The following is a 19,052-nucleotide window of genomic DNA, read 5'->3' on the forward strand; positions in this document are numbered from 1 at the left end:
AGGATACGAAAGCAACAGGCATCCGGGTATTACAACCCTGTGGATTGGACTCAAATGTTTTAAAGATATAGCCAAAGCTTACAAAATCTTTAAAGATCTGTCCACACGATAGTCCAGAGGAGGGGAATGTTGAGTACCTATTTACTCATCGAGGTCGGTGCATTCCTAATCCCTACAACCTAACATCTACTGCCTGCAACCTCTCACCTATCTATCCTCCACAATCACTCTCCTATGCTCCCTGCCCCAGTTGATCATTTCCTGGATGATATTTCCAAAGGTTCGGCAGTATTCTGTGGGTTCATATTCTATTAAAACAGGAGTTTCGGGATAAACGGTGCGTTTTAGCAGTTTATTCAGTTCCATATCTTTCAGTTCTTTAGAAAGCATTCTGGTGGTAATTCCGGGAATACTCCTTTCAATTTCCCTGAAGCGTCTGTTCCCGTTACACAGTGAATTGATAACAGGAATACGCCATTTGCCTCCGATAAAATAAAGGGTATCCTGTAATGCCCTGAGTTCTTCATTCTGATCTCTTTCCATAATTGCAAAGTTAAGTGATATCACGAATGATACTGGTATACTCTGTGATACTGGTTACAAAAGTATACCATTTTGAAATAACTTTGTCAAAAAATTTACAATGAAAAAATTCAGTAACAAACTGGCTATCGTAACAGGAGGAAACAGCGGGATCGGATTCACTGCGGCAAAAGAACTTATTTCAGAAGGAGCAACCGTGATCATTACCGGAAGGCGAAAAGATGCTGTAGAAATAGCAGCCCGCTCACTTGGTGCCATTCCTTTTATCGCAGATCAGGCCAACCTTAACGATATTGATCTTTTAAAAGAAAATATTGAGAAACAATTCGGGAAAATAGACATCCTGTTTATCAATGCAGGAATTACAGGTACGTTGACTCCTATTGAAAAAATGGATACCGAAAATTTTGATCTGGTGATGAACATCAATTTCAGGGGAGCTTATTTTACTTTAAGCAAATTCATTCCATTATTAAATGATGGTGCTTCTGTCATCTTTTTATCTTCTATTGTGGCTTCTACCTATAAACCCAAAAGTTCCGCTTACCAGGCAAGCAAAGCAGCATTGAACTCCATTGCAAAAACAGCCGCCGCAGAATTAGCTCCAAGAGAAATCAGAGTAAATATGATAAGTCCTGGTCCTATACAAACCGAGATCATGAGTAAGGCGGGTCTGGATGAAGAAACGTTGAAAAATATTCAAAATCATCTTATAGATCAGATCCCATTAAAGAAAATGGGAACTGCTGAGGAAGTTGCGAAACTGGTTATTTATTTAGCCGACAACGATTCTTCCGGGTATGTCACCGGAACTGAAATTGTGATAGATGGTGGTATTACTTTATAAACAACAGATTTAATCAAATCCCGGTAATTGTGTTACCGGGATTTTTCTTGTAGATTTTCGGGGTTAAAAATTCCGGATTCGCCTTTTGATTTGTCCAGCTCGGACAGTTTTCCGTTTCACAGCATGTACTACCCGCCTACTTTTGATCCAGAAAAATAAAACAATACTCATTATGGATACCGTAAAGAAAAAAAGAAATCCCATTGCCATCGTATTTCTGGCTATACTAGGTATTTTCGGAGGGTTGCAGCTATTCAGTGCACCTTTGGAAGGGAGACCAGTTACAGGAAAAATTGAAGCCCCAAAGGAAGTGATCAGTATTCTTGAAAACTCATGTTTCAGCTGTCATTCCAATCAGCAGAATTTAAGCTGGTATGATAAACTTGCTCCTGTTTCCTGGGCTGTAAACAAAGATATCAAAAGAGCCAGAGAAGTCCTGAACTTCTCAGAATGGGAAAAGTTATCTCCTGCAGAACATCAGGGAAAGATGTATGCTATTCTCAATATGATGCAAAGTGGTAAAATGCCTCTCCATGAGTACACCCTTCTGCATCCCTCAGCCAGGATTACAGCAAAAGATATTGAAACGATCAAAAAGTATACACTTTCATTATCCTCAGTAGGCCTATCTGCTCAAAAAAAGATTGAGCCCCCTCAAGTCTCATCCAATGTAACTGTTCCGGCATCAGCAAAATTCCCGGTTTCTCCCAACGGGGTTCGATATACCGATGATTTTAAAAACTGGAAAGTAATCAGTATGAGTACGCTGTTTGATAACTCTATCCGCGTAATTTATGGAAATGATATTGCGGTAAAGGCTGTGGAAACAGAGAATTTTCACCCGTGGCCGGACGGAAGTGTAGTAGTAAAATCCGTATGGAAACAAGAAGAGCTTCCGGATGGGGAAATCAGACCCGGAAAGTTTATCAATGCGCAGTTTATGGTAAAAGATTCCAGACAATATAAAGATACTGAGGGTTGGGGATTTGCAAAATTTTCAGGAGATGATCTTCATCCGACAGGAAAAACGGCGTCCTTCGCCAAAGAATCCTGCATTGCCTGCCACAGACAACTCGCTGAAAAAACAGGATATCTATTTGATGTTCCCATGAAAGTAAACACTCAAAGACTCATTCAAAATTTACAGAAAAAATGAAAAATACAATCCTGATCTTATTGGTAAGCCTTGTTTCTCTTACCGCCTGCAGCAAAGAAAATAGTAATACGAATAATGGCCTTTCAAGGGTTGTTTTTGACCCGGGAAATCTCCAATTCATCTCCAATTCTTTAAACCCTAAGAAGAAAACGATGTCGGCATTGTACGGAAATGAAAAAGCACTGGAATCTTTATCACGGGAAAAGCAGGCACCTGAAGCAGGTGCTGTGATGAAACTGGTTACCTGGAAATACCATGACAATCCTCAGTATATTGGCGGAACCATCACCGGAGAACTGGTAAGTATCGAAACTGTTCAGGCAGACAGTGCCGGAAATGTCTCTTATGATCTTAAAAATGATCAGCCTGAGAATACTTTCTCAAACCCAAAAGAAAGAATACAGTATTTCATGAGCTACCGTCCTGTAGCGAGGCCATAATAAAATTTCTGTTTCACTATTTATCATAATATTTCCAATAAAAACATTAATTTAACCTTTTCAAATCAGCAGATTTCATGCAACAGCAAAAAATAAAAATCTCACCGGCCATCATCTGGATAAGCTCCATTTTCCTGGGAGTTCTATCTTCTGTACCCCAGCTGGCGTCTCATGAGTTCAACTGGAAAGAGGCCGCGGTAAACTCGGCCATTACAGCAGCATTTTCCGTCATCATGTGGTATATCAATATCTATATGCTGAACCGTACAGGAAAACGCAGACAGCATATCTCTTATTCCAGATTGATGGTGGTACTGGCTTTCGGGATGGTGATTATGTTTGGACTGGCATGGATTCAGCAGCTGATTCTGTCTCATATCAATTTTGGTCCTGTAATGCTGATGGTGGAAGTAAGGGGAATTTTAATCAACCTGGTTTGCTATATGTTTCTTACGCTGCTTCAGAACAACTATACAGGGCAGCAGATACAGCTTGAACTGGAAAAGATAAAGAGTGATAATCTGGGTGCTCAGTATGAATTATTAAAGCAGCAGATCAATCCGCATTTTCTTTTCAACAGTTTGAATACGTTAAAATTAATGGCAGAGACTCATGACGAAGAAACCGTTGATTTTATTGTAAAACTTTCTGATTTTTACCGTTTTACGCTGGAAAGCCGTAAGCTGGATCTGATCAGCGTTCAGGAAGAAATGAAAATCGTGGATTCTTATCTTTTTCTTCAGAAAGCCCGTTTTGGAGAAGGGATTAAGTTTACCAACGAACTTGGAAAAGAAACTGCTCAAACGCTTATTCCTCCTTTTACCCTTCAGCTATTGGTGGAGAACTGTATCAAACATAATATTGTTTCTCAAAGCAAACCTCTGCACATTACAATTTATAGTGCTGATGATAATATCGTGATCGAAAATCCTATACAGCGAAAAGTAACTCCTGAAGATTCTTTGGGAGTTGGGCTGGACAATATTAAAATGCGCTACAAACATTTATTGGAAAAGGATATTACCATTCATTCAGACGAAAAAACATTTCAGATAAAACTACCATTAATCCATGAATATAATCATTATTGAAGATGAATTCAGGGCGGCAAAATCCCTGCAGAATTTAATTTCAGACTTAAAACCGGAATCAAAGATACTGGGTGTTTACGACAGTATCGAAACAAGTATTGAAGGCTTAAAGGAGATCAAACCTGACCTTATTTTTATGGATATCCATCTTTCGGACGGACTCTCCTTTGAAATTTTCAAATCGGTGGAGATTACCTGCCCTGTGGTTTTCTGTACTGCCTTTGATCAGTATATGCTGGATGCTTTTAAAAGTAAAGGAGTTGATTATGTTTTAAAACCATTTTCCAGGGAAGATATTGCTGAAGCCCTGCGAAAAGTTGATGAACTGAAAAAATTCTTCCAGAAAAATGAACTTCCGGACCTGGAGTCTCTGATACAGAAAATCAGCCAGCCTGCTGCCGCAGGTAAGAGTAGTTTTCTGGTTTTTAAAAATCAGAAATACACCACCATTCCTACCGAAGACATTGCTTATTTTTATATTCATAATGAGATCACCCATCTGGTTACATTCACAAAGGAACAGTTTCCTCTTACCCAGCCTTTAGGGCAGGTGGCGGAACAGGTTTCCGATAAACAATTCTTCAGAGTCAACAGGCAATATCTCGTTAATTTTAAAGCGATTAAAGAAATGGAGCATTATTTTCAGCGTAAAATACTGGTAAAACTTACCGTTGAAACTCCCGAAAAACTTTTAATTAATAAAGAAAAAACGCATAGTTTCTTTACGTGGCTGGAGGACAGGTAGAGGAGAAAGGAAGCTGGAAGTACTTGAAGGCTTTATAATCAATAAAATTTTTATTTAAATATACTATAGCCCTGATTGAGATGATCAGGGTTTTCTATTGTTAATTTTTTAAGCTTCCTGGCTTATATTAAAAAATAAAAAGCTATTTCTTTTCACACTGCAAAAACTTCCAGCTTCCCGCTCCCATCTTAAAATACTTCCCCTCACAATTTCCGGATTCACCTCTTAATTTGTCCGGTTGAACCTGTTTTGTATTCTTTTGCCTTTATCAGGTGTCTACTTTTGAATCAAATTAAAAGACATGATACTAAAAAACTTAATTACAGTAAGCGCTTTTACCGCAGTATTATTTGCAGCCTCAGCATTTATTCATCAAAATAAAGATCAGAAGACAGCACAGCATTCCACTTCAGAAAATAATGGTTTCGCTGTTTTGGAACTCTTTACTTCAGAAGGCTGTTCAAGCTGTCCTCCTGCAGATGAACTAATGGGAAAAATCGAAAAGGAATACAAAGATGAGCCTGTTTACCTTCTCTCCTACCATGTTGATTACTGGAACCGACTCGGATGGAAGGACCGGTTCAGTACGGCTGAAAACTCTCAACGGCAACAGCAGTACAGCCGAATATTGAATTCACAGGTGTATACTCCACAGCTGGTAGTGAACGGAAAAACAGAATTTGTAGGATCTGATGAAAATAATATCAGAAATGCCATCCGAAAAGCTCTGATTACTTCTAAAAAAACACCTGTAGAGTTATCTGCCGCCATTTCTCAGCATAAAATTGATATTCAATATAAAACACCTTCCGCAGATCCTCAGAATATGTTGCTCATTAATCTGGTTGAAAAACATTCTTCCACAGAGGTGGGGAAAGGCGAAAATGAAGGACGCCATCTGCATCACTGGCAGATTGTCCACAAGCAAAACCTCATCTCATTGAATAAACAGCAGGAAGGAATCACAACATTTAAACTTCCGGAAGGCTTTTCTCCGGAAAACTGGGAAGTCATCGCCTTTATTCAGAATAGGAGAACGGGAGAAATCTCAGGATCAGCAAAAACAGCTTTTAAATAAAATACCACACAATTTAATTATCACTAAAAATTACAACAATGAAAACAAAAACTACAAAAATTATCTATTGGGCAGGAACTATTTTTATGTCATTATGGTTTGGAGCCAGCGGTTTCTTTGAACTGACAAAAAATCCGGTTGTATGGGATATTACGCGACAGCTTGGATATCCGCCTCATTTCATTTATATATTAGGAATTTTTAAAATCTCCGGAGTACTGGTTCTTTTGCTTCCCAATAAATTATTGAGACTAAAAGAATGGGTGTTTGCAGGAATGTTCTTTGATATTCTTTTTGCTTTCTTTTCAAAAATTGCGGTACTCGGTTTTCCGTCTACAGTAGATGCAATTGTTGCTTTTTCTGTGTTAACGGTAACTTACATCATGTTCAGAAAGCTGTATTCTCCTGAATTGGTATTTGGAGAAGCTTAATGATAAAACTCTAATTTTTTCTTATGTTTGAAACAGATCCTTCCATTGCCTGGGAGGATCTGTTGTTTATATATGATCAATAAATTGTGGTTAAAACCGAATAAATAAATGTTGATTATGAAAGCGGACTAAAGTCCGCTGCTATGGATGATTTATGTGTGGGATCGATTATGCTGTTTAGTTAACCACCCCGTCAAAAATTCTTTGAATTTTTGCCACCCCTCCGGAGGAATACTGAGCACGTATTTATTAATCCAGGTAACGTATTCCTTATCCCTAATCCTCTTTTTCTCTCACCTGCAACCTACGATCTGCTATCTGCAACCTATTCCCTAATTCATAAAACCTTCCGGAAACCATTCAAAGCCGGATGTTTTCTTTTTTGTGTAACCAAGGCCCGGCCAGGGTAAATGGTAAGCAAACGCTCTGATTCTGGTATCTGCCAATTGCTGAAGGAGTTTTTTTCTTGAAGCTGTTGCGATATCCAGATCAGTGTCCCCAAAACAGCCCCATTCAGGGTGTGGAAACAAGACAACATCAGAATGGATCAGATCAGCAATATAGATCAGCTTTTCATTTCCTGAAGAGATGGTTGTAACGGTTAATCCCGGTGTATGGCCAGGAGCTAACCGGAAACTAAAATAATCATACAATGTATGATTAAGGTCATAAAACTTCAGTTTGGGCTGAATCGTTTTCAAAATATTCTGAATTGCAGGAATAATCTGATTAAGAAATCCAGGTTGTGTTTTCAGTGCACTGTTGCTGAAATCTTTGATGGAAGCTTTCATCCAGAAATCATGTTCTGTTTTGGAGATGAAAATATCAGCATTGGGAAAAATAAACTGATTTTGTTTATCCACAACTCCGCCAATGTGATCCGGATGGGCGTGAGAGATGAAGACATCAGTAACATCTTTCGCGGAAAATCCTGCTTTTTGAAAGCTTTTCAATAAAAATCCGCTTCTTTCATCTGCAAAAATTCCCATTCCGGTATCCAATAAGATGAGTTTATTCTTTGTTTTAACCAATAGAATATTCATCGCCATATCGATATAATTTTCCGGTCTGAAATTGTTTTTAAGGATTGATTTCAATTCTGTAACATTTCCTCTGGGAGCGAATGAGTTCAGGTTTTCTTCGTGGATATATCCGTCCGTGAGAACAAATAGTTCAAGCTCACCAAGCCGCAGTTTTTTAAATCCGGAAAGATCATCTCCTGTTTTGACCGGACTTTTTTTCTGTTCTGCCAGTAAACCGGAAAAAGGAATCATACTTAATGTTCCTGCCAATAATCCGTTCTTTAATAATTCTCTTCTGTTCATAGTCGAACTCATTTTAAATATAAAACAAAAAAACTGAGCTTTTTCATTGTAAGAAGCTCAGTTTTTATCTAACATAGTCTTTAATTGTTCACCAGTTTCATTGAACCTTCATTGTATCTTTCCCCTACATTAGGGTATTTTTTCAGGATGGCATCAATGGTATCCAGATCTGATTGAGAAAGTTCAATATTGACGGCTGCAATGTTTTCTTCAAGATATTTGATTCGTTTTGTACCAGGAATCGGGATAATATCATCTCCCTGATTCAACACCCATGCTAAGGCAAGCTGGGTTCCTTTTACTCCTTTGGAAGCTGCCAACTCATTGATTTCGTTAGCCAGTTTGGTATTATTTTCAAGATATTCCTGCTGATAACGCGGTAATGATTTTCTGAAATCGTCATCACCCAGATTTTGTGCATCATAGATATTGGTGAAGAGTCCTCTTGCCAACGGTGAATAAGGAACCAAAGAAATCCCCAGTTCTCTGATGGCTGGTAAAATCTCATTTTCAACATCTTTCGTAAGGATAGAGTATTCTGACTGCAATGCTGCGATAGGGTGAATTTTATTAGCTTTTCTGATAGATTCTGCCGAAGCTTCAGACAATCCAAGATATTTCACTTTTCCTGCCTTTACCAATTCTGCCATTGCTCCTACCGTTTCTTCTACAGGAACATTCGGATCTACTCTATGCGCATAATACAAGTCGATTGTATCGATCTTTAATCTCTGAAGGCTTAAATCTACTGCCTGTCTTATCCATTCCGGAGAGCCGTCGAAATAAGTTCCCGGAGCACCGCTGTGGCTTGCTTTACCATCTTTAAACCTGAATCCGAATTTGGTCGCAATGAAGATCTTATCCCTGTTCGGTACTAAAACTTTAGAAATCAGTTTTTCATTTTCTCCATTGGCATACATATCTGCCGTATCCCAAAAGTTAACTCCTAAATCCAGAGCTCTGTGCAGGGTATTGATACTTTCCTGCTCGTCGGTAGGACCATATGCGAAACTCATTCCCATACATCCTAAACCAATTGCTGATAACTGTTCTTCTGTGTTTCCTAATTTTTTAAATTTCATGATAGGTATGATTTAATTTTACATGACAAAATTAGAACATCAGGAAGTCAACCCTGATATAGAATTCAAACTAAGAATTATAAAATTCAAACAACATCCATTCTTAAGGCATTGGGAGTAATTCCGGTTTGTTTTTTAAAATAATTGGTGAAATAAGCGGGTTCTTCAAAGCCTAATCCGTAGGCAATCTCAGCAATATTCCAATCCGTATGTTTCAGTAAGGCATTGGCTTCCTGAATAATCCTTCCCGTGATCTGCTGGCTGGTTGTTTTCCCTGTAATCTCTTTTACCGAACGGTTCAAAGAATTCACATGAATGGAAAGACTCCGGGCATAATCATTCGGGGTTTTTAATTTCAAAAAGGCCTCAGGGCTGTCGATAGGGAACTGTCTTTCCAACAATTCCATAAATAAAGAGGCAACCCTTTGTGAAGCATTCTGATAGGGTTCGAAACTTTCTGCCGGCTGCATTCTCATCGTCTCATGAATCATCAGATGAAGATATGCTCTCAGCATATCATACTTGTGAATATAATCCGACTGGATCTCCGTCATCATTTTGGTATAGATCTCAGCAAGTATTTTCTGCTGTTCTTCATTTACAAAGAAAACAGGTGTTCCTCCGATCTTGAACAGCGGAGAATCCTGAAGGTTTCCCATACGGCTTCCGTTATGCAGAAACTGATCTGTAAACAGGCAGAACCAGCCTTTCTGATCCTCATCATCCGCTTCCCAGGAATAGGGAATAATGGGATTGGAAAACAATAATGCAGGACGGTCTACTTTGATCCATTTATCAGCATAATGAAGCTTTCCTTTTCCTATAATTAATGAAATTTTATAATAATCTCTCCTGCTGTATGGGGTAAGAGGAGAACAGTATTCCCGTGAAAACACATTGAAGTGTCCCATTTTACTGACCCCGATACACTGCGATGCCAGATTGGGAGCATTTCTTTCATAAAAACCTTTAAGTGACTCGTGTGATTCCATAGATCAAAGTTATAAAAATCAAACAAATTAAATCACATCAGATATTGAAAAATAAATGGCTGACAAAAATGTCAGCCGTTATAAGTGATAGAGTTGATAATGGGTTTAATCCCAATCACCGTCATGTCCGTGACCGCGATGTTTATTTTGTTTTTTATAGTATTTCTCCTGATTTTTATAATACTTTTCCTGTTGTTTATGGTATTTTTTATAATCGTTTTTGTTTCTGCCATAGACGATTACCGGATTCTGACCTCTGTAATATTTCTTTTTAAAGAGGATATACTTTTCTCTACCCAGAATTCTTTCCAGCTCTGAATAACGGTCATTCCTCCATCTTCCAGGTTCTACTACGTAAACTCTGTTCCACGTATCATAATCACGGTACCTGTCATTCAACACATAAATCTGATTGGCCTGTGTTGTTGAAAGCACAAGATCAGTAATTACCCTTTGCCAGTTGATGTCCGAGATACTTCTTCTATAATCATTATAATAATCGGACTGGGCATAACTCAGACTAAATGTCCCAACCAATAATGCTGTTAATATTAATTTTTTCATTTCACACCACTTTAAAATTAAACATGAAGGGATAGTCAATTAAAGTGCCAATTCTTAAATATAAATACTAATATTTGTTAATAAAAATCATAAACCACTGATTTTCTTTGAAATATTTTCTGTTTTTTTTGTAAAATTTACAAACATTAACCATTCTAAAGTCATCCTCAGAACGTAAATAATTACCACCTATGAAATCTTTAAAAATATTAATAATCAATGAATTGTAGATTATTTTCAATATAATAAAACAGATCTATTTTAAGTTTCGGCTAAAGCCCTACGAGAAATTATATTGTATGGCGGGCTAAAGCCCACCTCTATTGATCCTGACATATGGATATTTAATGGTAATATCTTTTATCTTTTATCCTTTATCCTTTATCCTTTATCCATTTCTGTTATAAAATTTGTTAAGATTATTAAAAACTATTATCTGATATCATTTAATTTCGTAATTTTAATGAAGAGAATGTTTTTAAAGAATGGCCTCAAAATTATTTTTAATCAACCAAATCTTACATTGTTATGGAAAATATAAAGTTTCAGGTATCTCAATATCAGGATGAATTGCAGCTACTTATCGATGGGAAAAAGGCAGGTTATATGTCCATAGAGGTTGATGGAAGACTGCTTATTGTATTTTATACGAAACTTGATGAAGAGCGTGAGGGAAAAGGATATGCCAAACTATTGCTGGACGAGCTGGTACGCTATGCAGAAGAAAAAGATTTGCTTGTAGACCCGGAATGCGATTTTGTAAGACAGCAGTTTGAAAATCATCCCGCAAGGTATAAGGAAATCTGGCATGCCTGATCAGCTTTCCCACCAGGCTGTAAACTTTTGTTCTGACTGATTCAGATCTACCACCTCACCGATCATCGGGGTGAGGATATTCAATTGTTTTTCTTTTCCAAGGGTGGTTATCTTTTCTAAAGGTTCATTCCACGGATGAAGTGCAAGAGCAAATTTTGCAGCATGAACCGGGATGATACGCTGTGCTTTAAGATCAATAGCAGCCTGAATAACATCTTCCGGTAAGGTATGAATATACCGCCATGCCTCTCCATATTGTCCGTTTTCAAGGACAGCATAATCGAAAGGTCCGTATTGCTCGCCTATTGCTTTAAAATGGGAATCATAGCCGCTGTCTCCTCCCAGGAAAATTTTCTTAGTAGGTGTTATCAGTACGTAAGAACTCCAAAGCGTATCATTCTGTCTCACTTTTCTGCCGGAAAAGTGTCTGGCAGGAGTGAAAACAATTTTTATATCATTTTTCAGGGCAACTTCTGTTCCCCATTCTTCTTCAATAAGTTTGCTCTCAGGATAGCCCCATCTTTCCAGATGTGCCCCTACTCCTAAAGGAATAATGGCCATATCTGTTCTTTCTTCAATCGATTTTACCGTTGGGTAATCCAGATGATCAAAATGATCATGTGTAATGACCAGATAATCTATGCCGGGAATGTCTTCAGGTTTAAAAATATCTGAGCCTTTGAAAGCTTTATTAAAGTATTTGAAAGGTGAGCCGTAAAGGCTCAGAACAGGATCTATCAGAAATGAAACGCCATCTGTCTGCAGGTAATAAGAGGAATGCCCCAGCCAGATCAATACATCCTGATTTTTATCCAAATTTTTCAAATCGGTATGAAGAGCTGGAATTTCTTTCAAAGGTTTCAGCAGCGGATCTTTTTTTCCTAAAAAGAAATCATAAGTCACTTTTGACATTTTGTAGCCTTCTGTAAGGGAAGGTGTATGGCTGATATTCTGGAATTGTCTGTTTTTATAGAGTTTCGACTGCCTGATGCGCTTCAGCCTTTTTCCTTTTGGCACGCCGCCAAACGCCTTCATATTGATCACGATAAAAAAAGTTACCGTCAAAACAGCTATACACGTAATAATCCAATAAATCATTTGTACAAAATAAATATCAAATGTATTGACTTTTGTTTTTAAATGAAAATATATTCCATTTTACTCCATTTTTTAACTAAATTTATCATGTATTTTAAAAATTTATTATTCATTTAAGTCGGGATTAATTTTAAACTTTTTATTTTAGCACCCTAAAAAAACTCAGATACATTGAAAAATTATTCGGTAATATTTCTTCTCGCTATTTTTTCGTCTTGTGCCTCTGTAAAAAAACACAACGAACAGCGGGCTTCATGTATTCCACCGGAGCAACTTAAAGAGGATGTGGACTTTGCGTATTCAAAATTACAGCAAATGCACCCTCAATTATACTGGTATATTCCCAGAAAGGAACTGGAGCGTAAATTTGACAGTCTCAAGCAAACGATCACCGAATCTCTTACCCCACTTCAGTTTTATTTCAAACTTCAGCCTGTCATTGCCGGAATTCGTGAAGGACATCTTTCATTGAGAATTCCCAGAAAGAAATTCACGAAAGAAGAAATTAAAAGGCTGGAACATCAAAAAGGAATGTTCAGCCGTTTTGAATATTATATATCGGGAGACCGAATGTATATCATTCAAAACAAAGATTCTATTGAGCATATAAAGCCGGGAACTGAAATTTTATCCATCAATAATGTACCTGTATCTGATTATATAAAAAAGTACAGAAGTCTGATCAGCAGTGATGGTGATAATACCACTTTCCACCCGTATTTTTTAAAAGATCTGTTCTTTAATTTTTATACTGCCGAAAATGGATTTGACAGCAAAGCTACTCTTGAAACCCTATACCAGGGAGAAAAAAAGACGTATACCTTAACCAGAGAAACAAAATCTGACGCTGATCTTGAAAAGGATAAGGAAATGCAGAAAAAGACCCCGGAAAAGAAACTGAACGACTATGTAGCTTCCAGTAATTCTTATAACAGAAGTTTCCGGTTTCTGGATAAAGACAGTACTATTGCTTATATTAAGGTAAAAAGCTTCTCAAGGGATTACTCAGATAAGTTTTATAAAAAAGCTTTTGCCAGCATCAACCATTCAAAATCTTCCTACCTCATCATCGATGTCCGAAACAATTACGGCGGTTCATTATATGAAATCAATAATCTGTATTCGTATTTAGCTGATGAGCCGTTTACGCTGATAAAACCCTCTCAGCTAACTTCAAGAAATGCACCTTTACGCACCAATTATTTCAGAAAAAGTACTCCTTTAGAGTATGCTCTTAAAAGTATCGCTTATCCGAGTTTTTTTCTTGCGCAGACTTTCAGTACCTATAAAAAGGATGGAAAAGTATTCTACAAGATGAAAGCTGATAAACCTACAAAACCCAAAAAGGATGCCTTCCATGGAAAAATTTTTGTACTGATTAACGGAGGAAGTTTCTCGGCATCGTCTATTATTACCGCCAAACTTAAGAATGATAAAAGAGCAACGCTTGTGGGAGAAGAAACAGGTGGTGCCAATGACGGAACTGTGGCCGGATTTTATTCCTACCAGAAGCTGCCCAATTCTGAAATCAGATTTCCGATTGGGCTGCTTTTGGTGCAGCCTAATATTAATTTTTCAGATTCACGGAAAGGGGTTGTTCCGGACGTAACTATTACTGAAAATATGCAGGATATTATTGATCAAAAAGATCCGCAACTGGATTGGATAAAAAACGAAATTGCCAAAGAAAAAGAACATAAAGGGCAGTAATGAATATAGGTTTCGGCGGGCTTTCAGCCCGCCGAAAACCTCTTCTACCTTTTTAATTCTTCTAAAAGATTTTCAATATATTGGATGTATCTTCCATAATAGCGCTGATACCAGAACCTTCCAACAATATAAAGCAAAAATAAGCCTACGGTTACTGTACTAATTAACACTACTGCAATCTTCAGTTCACTCAAAGGTTTTGGCCACGGGATAAACTCCAGGACAATCAGGATTTCACATACCAGAAATGGGGCAAAACTGATATAGTATGAGAGGTAATACTGTTTGTTAAGATTAAGCTGCATCACGAGATCTTTCAAAGAATCATAAGTTTTAGGTGCGGGATTACTGATTTCATTGTACAATGTAAAGAACTTACTGAAAAAGAAAACGGTAACCAAAAGCATGGAGGCAATCAAAACTGTTATATACAACTGAAGTTTAAATGGTCTGCACACAGAGCACACCAGAAAAGCAAAGACAAAGATTCCTATCATCCACCAGAATTCCACACGCATGTTTTTACGTATCTTTTCCAGGGGGAGATGTAATTTATTCCTCTGTTCTATACTTATTTCAGGAGTTTCCTCCACAATATCTTCGTTCCAGGTATTTTTCAATTCATCGATATTCATTGGTTTACTGATTTTAATGTTGGTTGGTTTTTATTTGGCTTAAGATATCTTTAAGTTTATTTTTGGCCCGGTTCATTTTCACTCTTGCATTGCCCTCTGAAATCCCCATTTGTTCGGCAATCTGCTTTCCTGAAAAATCCTCCAGATAATAAAAAATAAAGGCCTTGTCGATAGGATTAAGCTGATGAATAGCCTGATACATTTCAGCCAGGCGCTCTTCTTTACGGTAATCATAGTCTTCCTGAATAATAATTTGGTTAGAAAAGTCTTCATGGGCGATAAAGCTTCTTCTCTTTTCTGATCTCAGGAAAATAATAGCTGTATTCAAAGCAATTCTGTATAGCCATGTTGAAAATTCACTTTCACCTCTGAAACCCGGAAATGCTTTCCAAAGCTGATAGGTAATCTCCTGAAAAAGATCATCGCGGTCATCCTTTTCAGTCATATACATTTTAGAAATCTTAAACAGAATTCCTTTATGCTTTTCAATCTGACTTATAAACTCTTGTTCTAATGAGGTCATGGGCATTTACTCTATAGAGTTAGTTTTCGTTTAAAAAAATTGTTACAGATTTTTACAAAAGAAATAAAAAAACCTGACAGAAAATACTGCCAGGTCTCATTGTGTGTTTTTTAAGCTTTTTACTATTTCCCCGGAATAGCATGAGTCGAAATAATTTTTTCTGACCTGACCAGTTAGGAGAAAAAAACAATCACCTGATATTTTTTCATATCAGGTGATTGTTTTTTGTGTATTTACTTCTTTTATTATTTAAAATCTAAGAAATCATCTTTTTCAAGATAATGGTTCAGAGCTGTGATAAGCTGAGAAGAGCTAATATCAGCACGCTGTCTGAAAGCAAGATCTACCACATCCTGAATATTTTCATCAGAACACATATAATGGAGCTTGTTATGAAAAACAAAATCAGGTAAGATTTCATTATCATCCCCACCAATATCCAAAGGATCTCCGATAAAAATTTTCATTCCGGGCTTAAATTCGTCTGCTGAAGAATAAACTGCATAATTATATTCCGGGTCGAAGGCTGCTTTCCTGTCCTGCTTGTTCTTTACAAGCTCCAGAAATTCTTCTATAGAATACATCTGATTTTTAAAATCATCCATGTAATATTTTTTTTACAACTCAATGTTCTAAAGATAGAAATTTTACAGAAGATACAGTCATTTCTAATTCAGTTTATTTAAAGCTCGCTGTAATGAACCGATATCCAGAAAATCAAATTTTGCTCCCACTATGATAATGATCAGCAGAACAACGGTCAGCAATAAAATGATAAAAAAATACATGGATACAAACCATATGACGGTATTCAGGATGTTTCCTTTAATTCCCATTTTATTCATGAAAAATTTCTGTGAACGTTCAAACCATGTTTTTTTCTTTTCACGTTTTGGTCTTACTTCAATTCCATTCAGTTCATCTACCCAACGCACTACATCATCAATGTATCTTCCGTACATATAATAGATCCAGTATCTGATAATGAAAGCAATCAACAAAAGGGTAATCAGAAGACTGATCCCGAAAATAGCCAGGTTATATTCCCTGTCAAAATGAAAATTGATCTGGATCAGAGACAAAAGAAATCCAAGCGGGATATAAGAAATATAATATGAGATATAAATTTCTTTCGAGATGAGAAGCTGCGTTTTGAGCGTAAACAGATCATAATTTGTATTGGTACTGTTTTTTCCAAGCAGCTTATACAATTTCAGGAAGCGGGAATAAAAATAAACAATAATAGCAACGGTCAGGATCGTGACAAATACTGAAATCGTTTTAATATTAGAATCCTTAGAGGCGAAAGGAAAACCTGTTAACAGCAAAGGCAGTGTTACAATCATCAGCCAGAATTCAGTTTCCATATTCACTTTCAGCATCTGCAGCGGAGAATGTATTTCCTTCTGTTTTTCCAGAGAAATTTCAGGGGATTCCTGTCCTGTATCTTTATTCCAAAGTTCTTTAAAATTTTCTAAATCCATAGTGTTATTTTTAATAGGAATCTGTTCCCTGTCTGGTAATGATCTCTTTCAGCTTTTCTTTTGCTCTCTTCAGCTTTACCCGTGTATTCACTTCAGTAATTCCCAGCTGTACAGCAATCTCTTTTCCGGAAAAACCCTCTAAAAAGAAAAATATGAGGGCTTTATCAATGGGGCTCAACTGATGGATGGCTTCATACATCCTCTTCATATTCATATCATCAGTATCATTATAAGGTTCCTGCCTGGCACTCAGCCCATCCACATTCTGATTTTGTATAAAACTACGTTTTTTTTCACTTCTCAAAAAAACAATGGCTGTGTTGAGCGCAGTTCTGTACAGCCATGTGGAGAAATCACTCCTCTTTTGAAAATCACCATATGATTTCCAGGCCTGGTAAATGATCTCCTGGTAGAGGTCATTCTGGTCGTCCTTATTATCCATATACATTTTAGAGATCTTGAAAATAACACCTTTGTGTTTTTCAATTTTCTCTAAAAATTCTTTTTCGGGTGAAGACATGATTTACACACTGATCCTTAGATGACATTTATAAAAAATGTCATCCTATTATAACACAAAACTCTAATTTCCGGTATTAAGTTAAAAAAATCCTCAACAAATCAAGGTGTTTATTGAGGATTTTTATTTTATGTTAAATACAGTTTCAGTCAGAATCAGAAAATATAATCTGTACTTAAAAAGTTAGAATCATGTTCTCTGACAATAGTATTCAACAGCTCTTTGTTGGAATCTGTCAGTTTTGCCGCCACCAGAGACCGGATGGAGAATGAACGGAGTGCATCAAAAACAGAAAGTGTTCCTTCCGCACTGTCTTTTCTTCCTGTAAATGGAAAAACATCGGGACCTCTTTGTGCCTGACAGTTGATATTGACACGGCTTACAAGATTTACAAAAGGATCAATCAGTCTTGCTACTTCGTGAGGATCTTCACTGAAAATACTTACCTGCATTCCGTGGGAGGCATTCACCTGATATTCTATAGGCTCTTCTATATCTTCGAAGGGAACAACAGGAATCACAGGACCAAACTGTTCTTCATGATAAAGTTTCATCTCACTGTTTACAGGATATACAACTGCCGGGAAAACAAAAGATTCATCTGTATAGCCTCCATCTTTATTCAGTACTGCAGCTCCTTTCTGTAAAGCATCATCAATACATTCTTTCAGATAAGCCGGTTTATTGACCTCCGGAAGTGGAGTTACTTTCACCTCTTTTTCCCATGGCAGCCCAGCCTTCAAAGCAGAGACAGCAGCACTTAATTTCTCTGTAAACTCCAATGCCACTTCTTTCTGAACAAATATCAGTTTCAATGCTGTACAACGCTGCCCGTTGAAAGAAAGTGCTCCTAAAATACACTCACTTACCGCTACATCAAGATTCGCATTTTTAGTAACGATGGCTGCATTTTTAGCATCCAGACTCAGGATGGCTCTTAAACGGTTCACTTTCGGGTGTAATTTTTTTAATCCGTTCGCCACTTTACTGGAACCGATAAAAGCCAGAACGTTCACTTTTCCGCTTTCCATAATCGGAGTGATGATTTCTGAACCTTTTCCATATAATGTATTCACCGTTCCTTTCGGGAAGGCTTCTTTGAAAGCGTTCAATAAAGGATAATGAGCAAGGACGCCATGTTTTGGAAGTTTAAACAGGATGGTATTTCCCATGATCAAAGCCGGAATCAATGTGGTAAAAATTTCATTGAGAGGATAATTGAAAGGTCCCATACTTAACACCACGCCAAGCGGAGCCCTTCTGATCTGTGCAATGGTTCCTTCTGCCTGTTGAAAGCGGGAAGATTCCCTGTCAAGATCTTTTAATGCATCAATGGTTTGGTTGATATAATCTACCGTACGGTCAAACTCTTTGGTAGAATCGGCCAGTGTCTTTCCGATTTCCCACATCAGTAGTCTGATAACCAGATCTCTCTGCTGGATCATCAGATATACGAATTTCTGCATGCATTTGATACGTCCTTCCACAGACATTGTCGGCCACTCGCCAAGTCCGTTATCATAGGCTTTTACACAAGCTTCGAGAACTTCCATCGCCTCGTTCGGACCAATATTCGGAATACTTCCCAGAAGTTTTCTTTCCAATCCGTTTTCTGTGGGGATGCATACCGGGGAATAAATTTCCGTGACATCTCCTTTCCACTCTACCAGTTCTCCATTCAAAAGATAGGTTCTCTGATGGATGACCGGAACTTTATATTCTTCCGGAATTTCGTTTTCTCCTTTAAAAATGCTGTGATGAAATGATGCTGTATTTTCTGAACTCATAAATCTTTCTATTTTTTTATGTGATAAGATTGAGATTGTCTCAAAATTTAAATTATTTGACTTTTGTCATTCTGACGAATGAAGAATCTTTATTGATTTTTATATGAGATTCTTCATTACATTTTATTTCATTCAGAATGACACCTTTGAAACAACCCTGTTTAATAATATAAAGGTAAAAGTAA

General features: G+C 37.3%; 21 protein-coding genes. 9 read left to right on the forward strand and 12 right to left on the reverse strand.

Annotation, left to right across the window (positions count from 1 at the left end):
- Nucleotides 1-207: 207 nt before the first annotated feature.
- Nucleotides 208-543, reverse strand: coding sequence for a winged helix-turn-helix transcriptional regulator (locus FFS26_RS15850; protein WP_110010401.1), 336 nt, complete (start codon nt 541-543; stop codon nt 208-210).
- 100 nt (nt 544-643) lie between these two features.
- Here FFS26_RS15850 and FFS26_RS15855 point away from each other — a divergent pair, with 100 nt between their 5' ends.
- The 7 genes from FFS26_RS15855 (at nt 644) to FFS26_RS15885 (ending at nt 6,331) form a co-directional block, all read left to right on the forward strand.
- Nucleotides 644-1,390: an SDR family oxidoreductase gene (locus FFS26_RS15855; protein WP_171006331.1), complete on the forward strand. Its 747-nt coding sequence runs from the start codon at nt 644-646 to the stop codon at nt 1,388-1,390.
- A 172-nt stretch (nt 1,391-1,562) separates the two neighbouring features.
- A complete protein-coding gene (locus FFS26_RS15860; RefSeq protein WP_137905523.1) occupies nt 1,563-2,546 on the forward strand; it encodes a heme-binding domain-containing protein in 984 nt (327 codons plus the stop codon).
- Nucleotides 2,543-2,986, forward strand: a complete 444-nt coding sequence (locus FFS26_RS15865) for a hypothetical protein (protein ID WP_137905524.1) — start codon at nt 2,543-2,545, stop codon at nt 2,984-2,986. Before FFS26_RS15860 ends, FFS26_RS15865 begins: the two co-directional genes overlap by 4 nt.
- A gap of 77 nt (nt 2,987-3,063) precedes the next feature.
- Nucleotides 3,064-4,077 (forward strand): sensor histidine kinase, encoded by a 1,014-nt coding sequence (locus FFS26_RS15870; protein ID WP_137905525.1) that lies wholly within the window; start codon nt 3,064-3,066, stop codon nt 4,075-4,077.
- Complete coding sequence (locus FFS26_RS15875; protein WP_110010405.1) at nt 4,058-4,822, forward strand: LytR/AlgR family response regulator transcription factor; 765 nt, start codon at nt 4,058-4,060, stop codon at nt 4,820-4,822. The genes FFS26_RS15870 and FFS26_RS15875 overlap by 20 nt, the downstream gene beginning before the upstream one ends.
- Nucleotides 4,823-5,123: 301 nt before the next feature.
- Nucleotides 5,124-5,900 carry a DUF1223 domain-containing protein gene (locus FFS26_RS15880; protein WP_137905526.1) on the forward strand — a complete coding sequence of 259 codons (777 nt, stop codon included), beginning with the start codon at nt 5,124-5,126 and terminating at the stop codon, nt 5,898-5,900.
- 38 nt (nt 5,901-5,938) lie between these two features.
- Nucleotides 5,939-6,331: a DoxX family protein gene (locus FFS26_RS15885; RefSeq protein WP_110010407.1), complete on the forward strand. Its 393-nt coding sequence runs from the start codon at nt 5,939-5,941 to the stop codon at nt 6,329-6,331.
- Nucleotides 6,332-6,663: 332 nt separating this feature from the next.
- Here the strand turns inward: FFS26_RS15885 and FFS26_RS15890 are convergent, their stop codons facing one another.
- From FFS26_RS15890 to FFS26_RS15905, 4 genes are all read right to left on the reverse strand, one after another.
- Complete coding sequence (locus tag FFS26_RS15890) at nt 6,664-7,656, reverse strand: MBL fold metallo-hydrolase (protein ID WP_137905527.1); 993 nt, start codon at nt 7,654-7,656, stop codon at nt 6,664-6,666.
- An 80-nt stretch (nt 7,657-7,736) separates the two neighbouring features.
- Nucleotides 7,737-8,738, reverse strand: coding sequence for an aldo/keto reductase (locus tag FFS26_RS15895; RefSeq protein WP_137905528.1), 1,002 nt, complete (start codon nt 8,736-8,738; stop codon nt 7,737-7,739).
- 86 nt (nt 8,739-8,824) lie between these two features.
- Entirely contained in the window at nt 8,825-9,730 is a 906-nt protein-coding gene (locus FFS26_RS15900) for a helix-turn-helix domain-containing protein (RefSeq protein ID WP_137905529.1), read from the reverse strand.
- A 105-nt stretch (nt 9,731-9,835) separates the two neighbouring features.
- The gene (locus tag FFS26_RS15905; protein WP_137905530.1) at nt 9,836-10,294 is read right to left on the reverse strand and encodes a hypothetical protein; all 459 of its coding nucleotides are present in this window, start codon (nt 10,292-10,294) and stop codon (nt 9,836-9,838) included.
- Between the two features lie 528 nt (nt 10,295-10,822).
- Between FFS26_RS15905 and FFS26_RS15910 the strand changes: the two genes are divergently transcribed.
- Entirely contained in the window at nt 10,823-11,110 is a 288-nt protein-coding gene (locus FFS26_RS15910; RefSeq protein ID WP_047433564.1) for a GNAT family N-acetyltransferase, read from the forward strand.
- On the opposite strand, the gene FFS26_RS15915 is transcribed toward FFS26_RS15910, so the two are convergent.
- Complete coding sequence (locus tag FFS26_RS15915; RefSeq protein WP_137905531.1) at nt 11,111-12,208, reverse strand: MBL fold metallo-hydrolase; 1,098 nt, start codon at nt 12,206-12,208, stop codon at nt 11,111-11,113. It abuts the gene before it with no gap.
- A gap of 171 nt (nt 12,209-12,379) precedes the next feature.
- On the opposite strand from FFS26_RS15915, the gene FFS26_RS15920 reads away from it, so the two are divergent.
- A complete protein-coding gene (locus FFS26_RS15920) occupies nt 12,380-13,918 on the forward strand; it encodes a S41 family peptidase (protein ID WP_137905532.1) in 1,539 nt (512 codons plus the stop codon).
- Nucleotides 13,919-13,962: 44 nt separating this feature from the next.
- On the opposite strand, the gene FFS26_RS15925 is transcribed toward FFS26_RS15920, so the two are convergent.
- From FFS26_RS15925 to FFS26_RS15950, 6 genes are all read right to left on the reverse strand, one after another.
- A complete protein-coding gene (locus tag FFS26_RS15925) occupies nt 13,963-14,553 on the reverse strand; it encodes a hypothetical protein (protein ID WP_137905533.1) in 591 nt (196 codons plus the stop codon).
- A gap of 13 nt (nt 14,554-14,566) precedes the next feature.
- Nucleotides 14,567-15,076, reverse strand: a complete 510-nt coding sequence (locus tag FFS26_RS15930) for an RNA polymerase sigma factor (RefSeq protein ID WP_110010415.1) — start codon at nt 15,074-15,076, stop codon at nt 14,567-14,569.
- A gap of 245 nt (nt 15,077-15,321) precedes the next feature.
- On the reverse strand, nt 15,322-15,681 hold the full coding sequence (locus tag FFS26_RS15935; protein ID WP_110010416.1) for a hypothetical protein: 360 nt from the start codon (nt 15,679-15,681) through the stop codon (nt 15,322-15,324).
- Between the two features lie 63 nt (nt 15,682-15,744).
- Nucleotides 15,745-16,560, reverse strand: coding sequence for a hypothetical protein (locus tag FFS26_RS15940; RefSeq protein ID WP_137905534.1), 816 nt, complete (start codon nt 16,558-16,560; stop codon nt 15,745-15,747).
- Nucleotides 16,561-16,570: 10 nt separating this feature from the next.
- Nucleotides 16,571-17,080, reverse strand: coding sequence for an RNA polymerase sigma factor (locus FFS26_RS15945; RefSeq protein WP_137905535.1), 510 nt, complete (start codon nt 17,078-17,080; stop codon nt 16,571-16,573).
- A gap of 155 nt (nt 17,081-17,235) precedes the next feature.
- Entirely contained in the window at nt 17,236-18,867 is a 1,632-nt protein-coding gene (locus FFS26_RS15950; RefSeq protein ID WP_120231606.1) for an NADP-dependent glyceraldehyde-3-phosphate dehydrogenase, read from the reverse strand.
- Between the last annotated feature and the right edge of the window lie 185 nt (nt 18,868-19,052).

It is taken from the genome of Chryseobacterium sp. 2VB (assembly GCF_005503635.1).
GTDB classification, from domain to species: Bacteria; Bacteroidota; Bacteroidia; order Flavobacteriales; family Weeksellaceae; genus Chryseobacterium; species Chryseobacterium cupriresistens.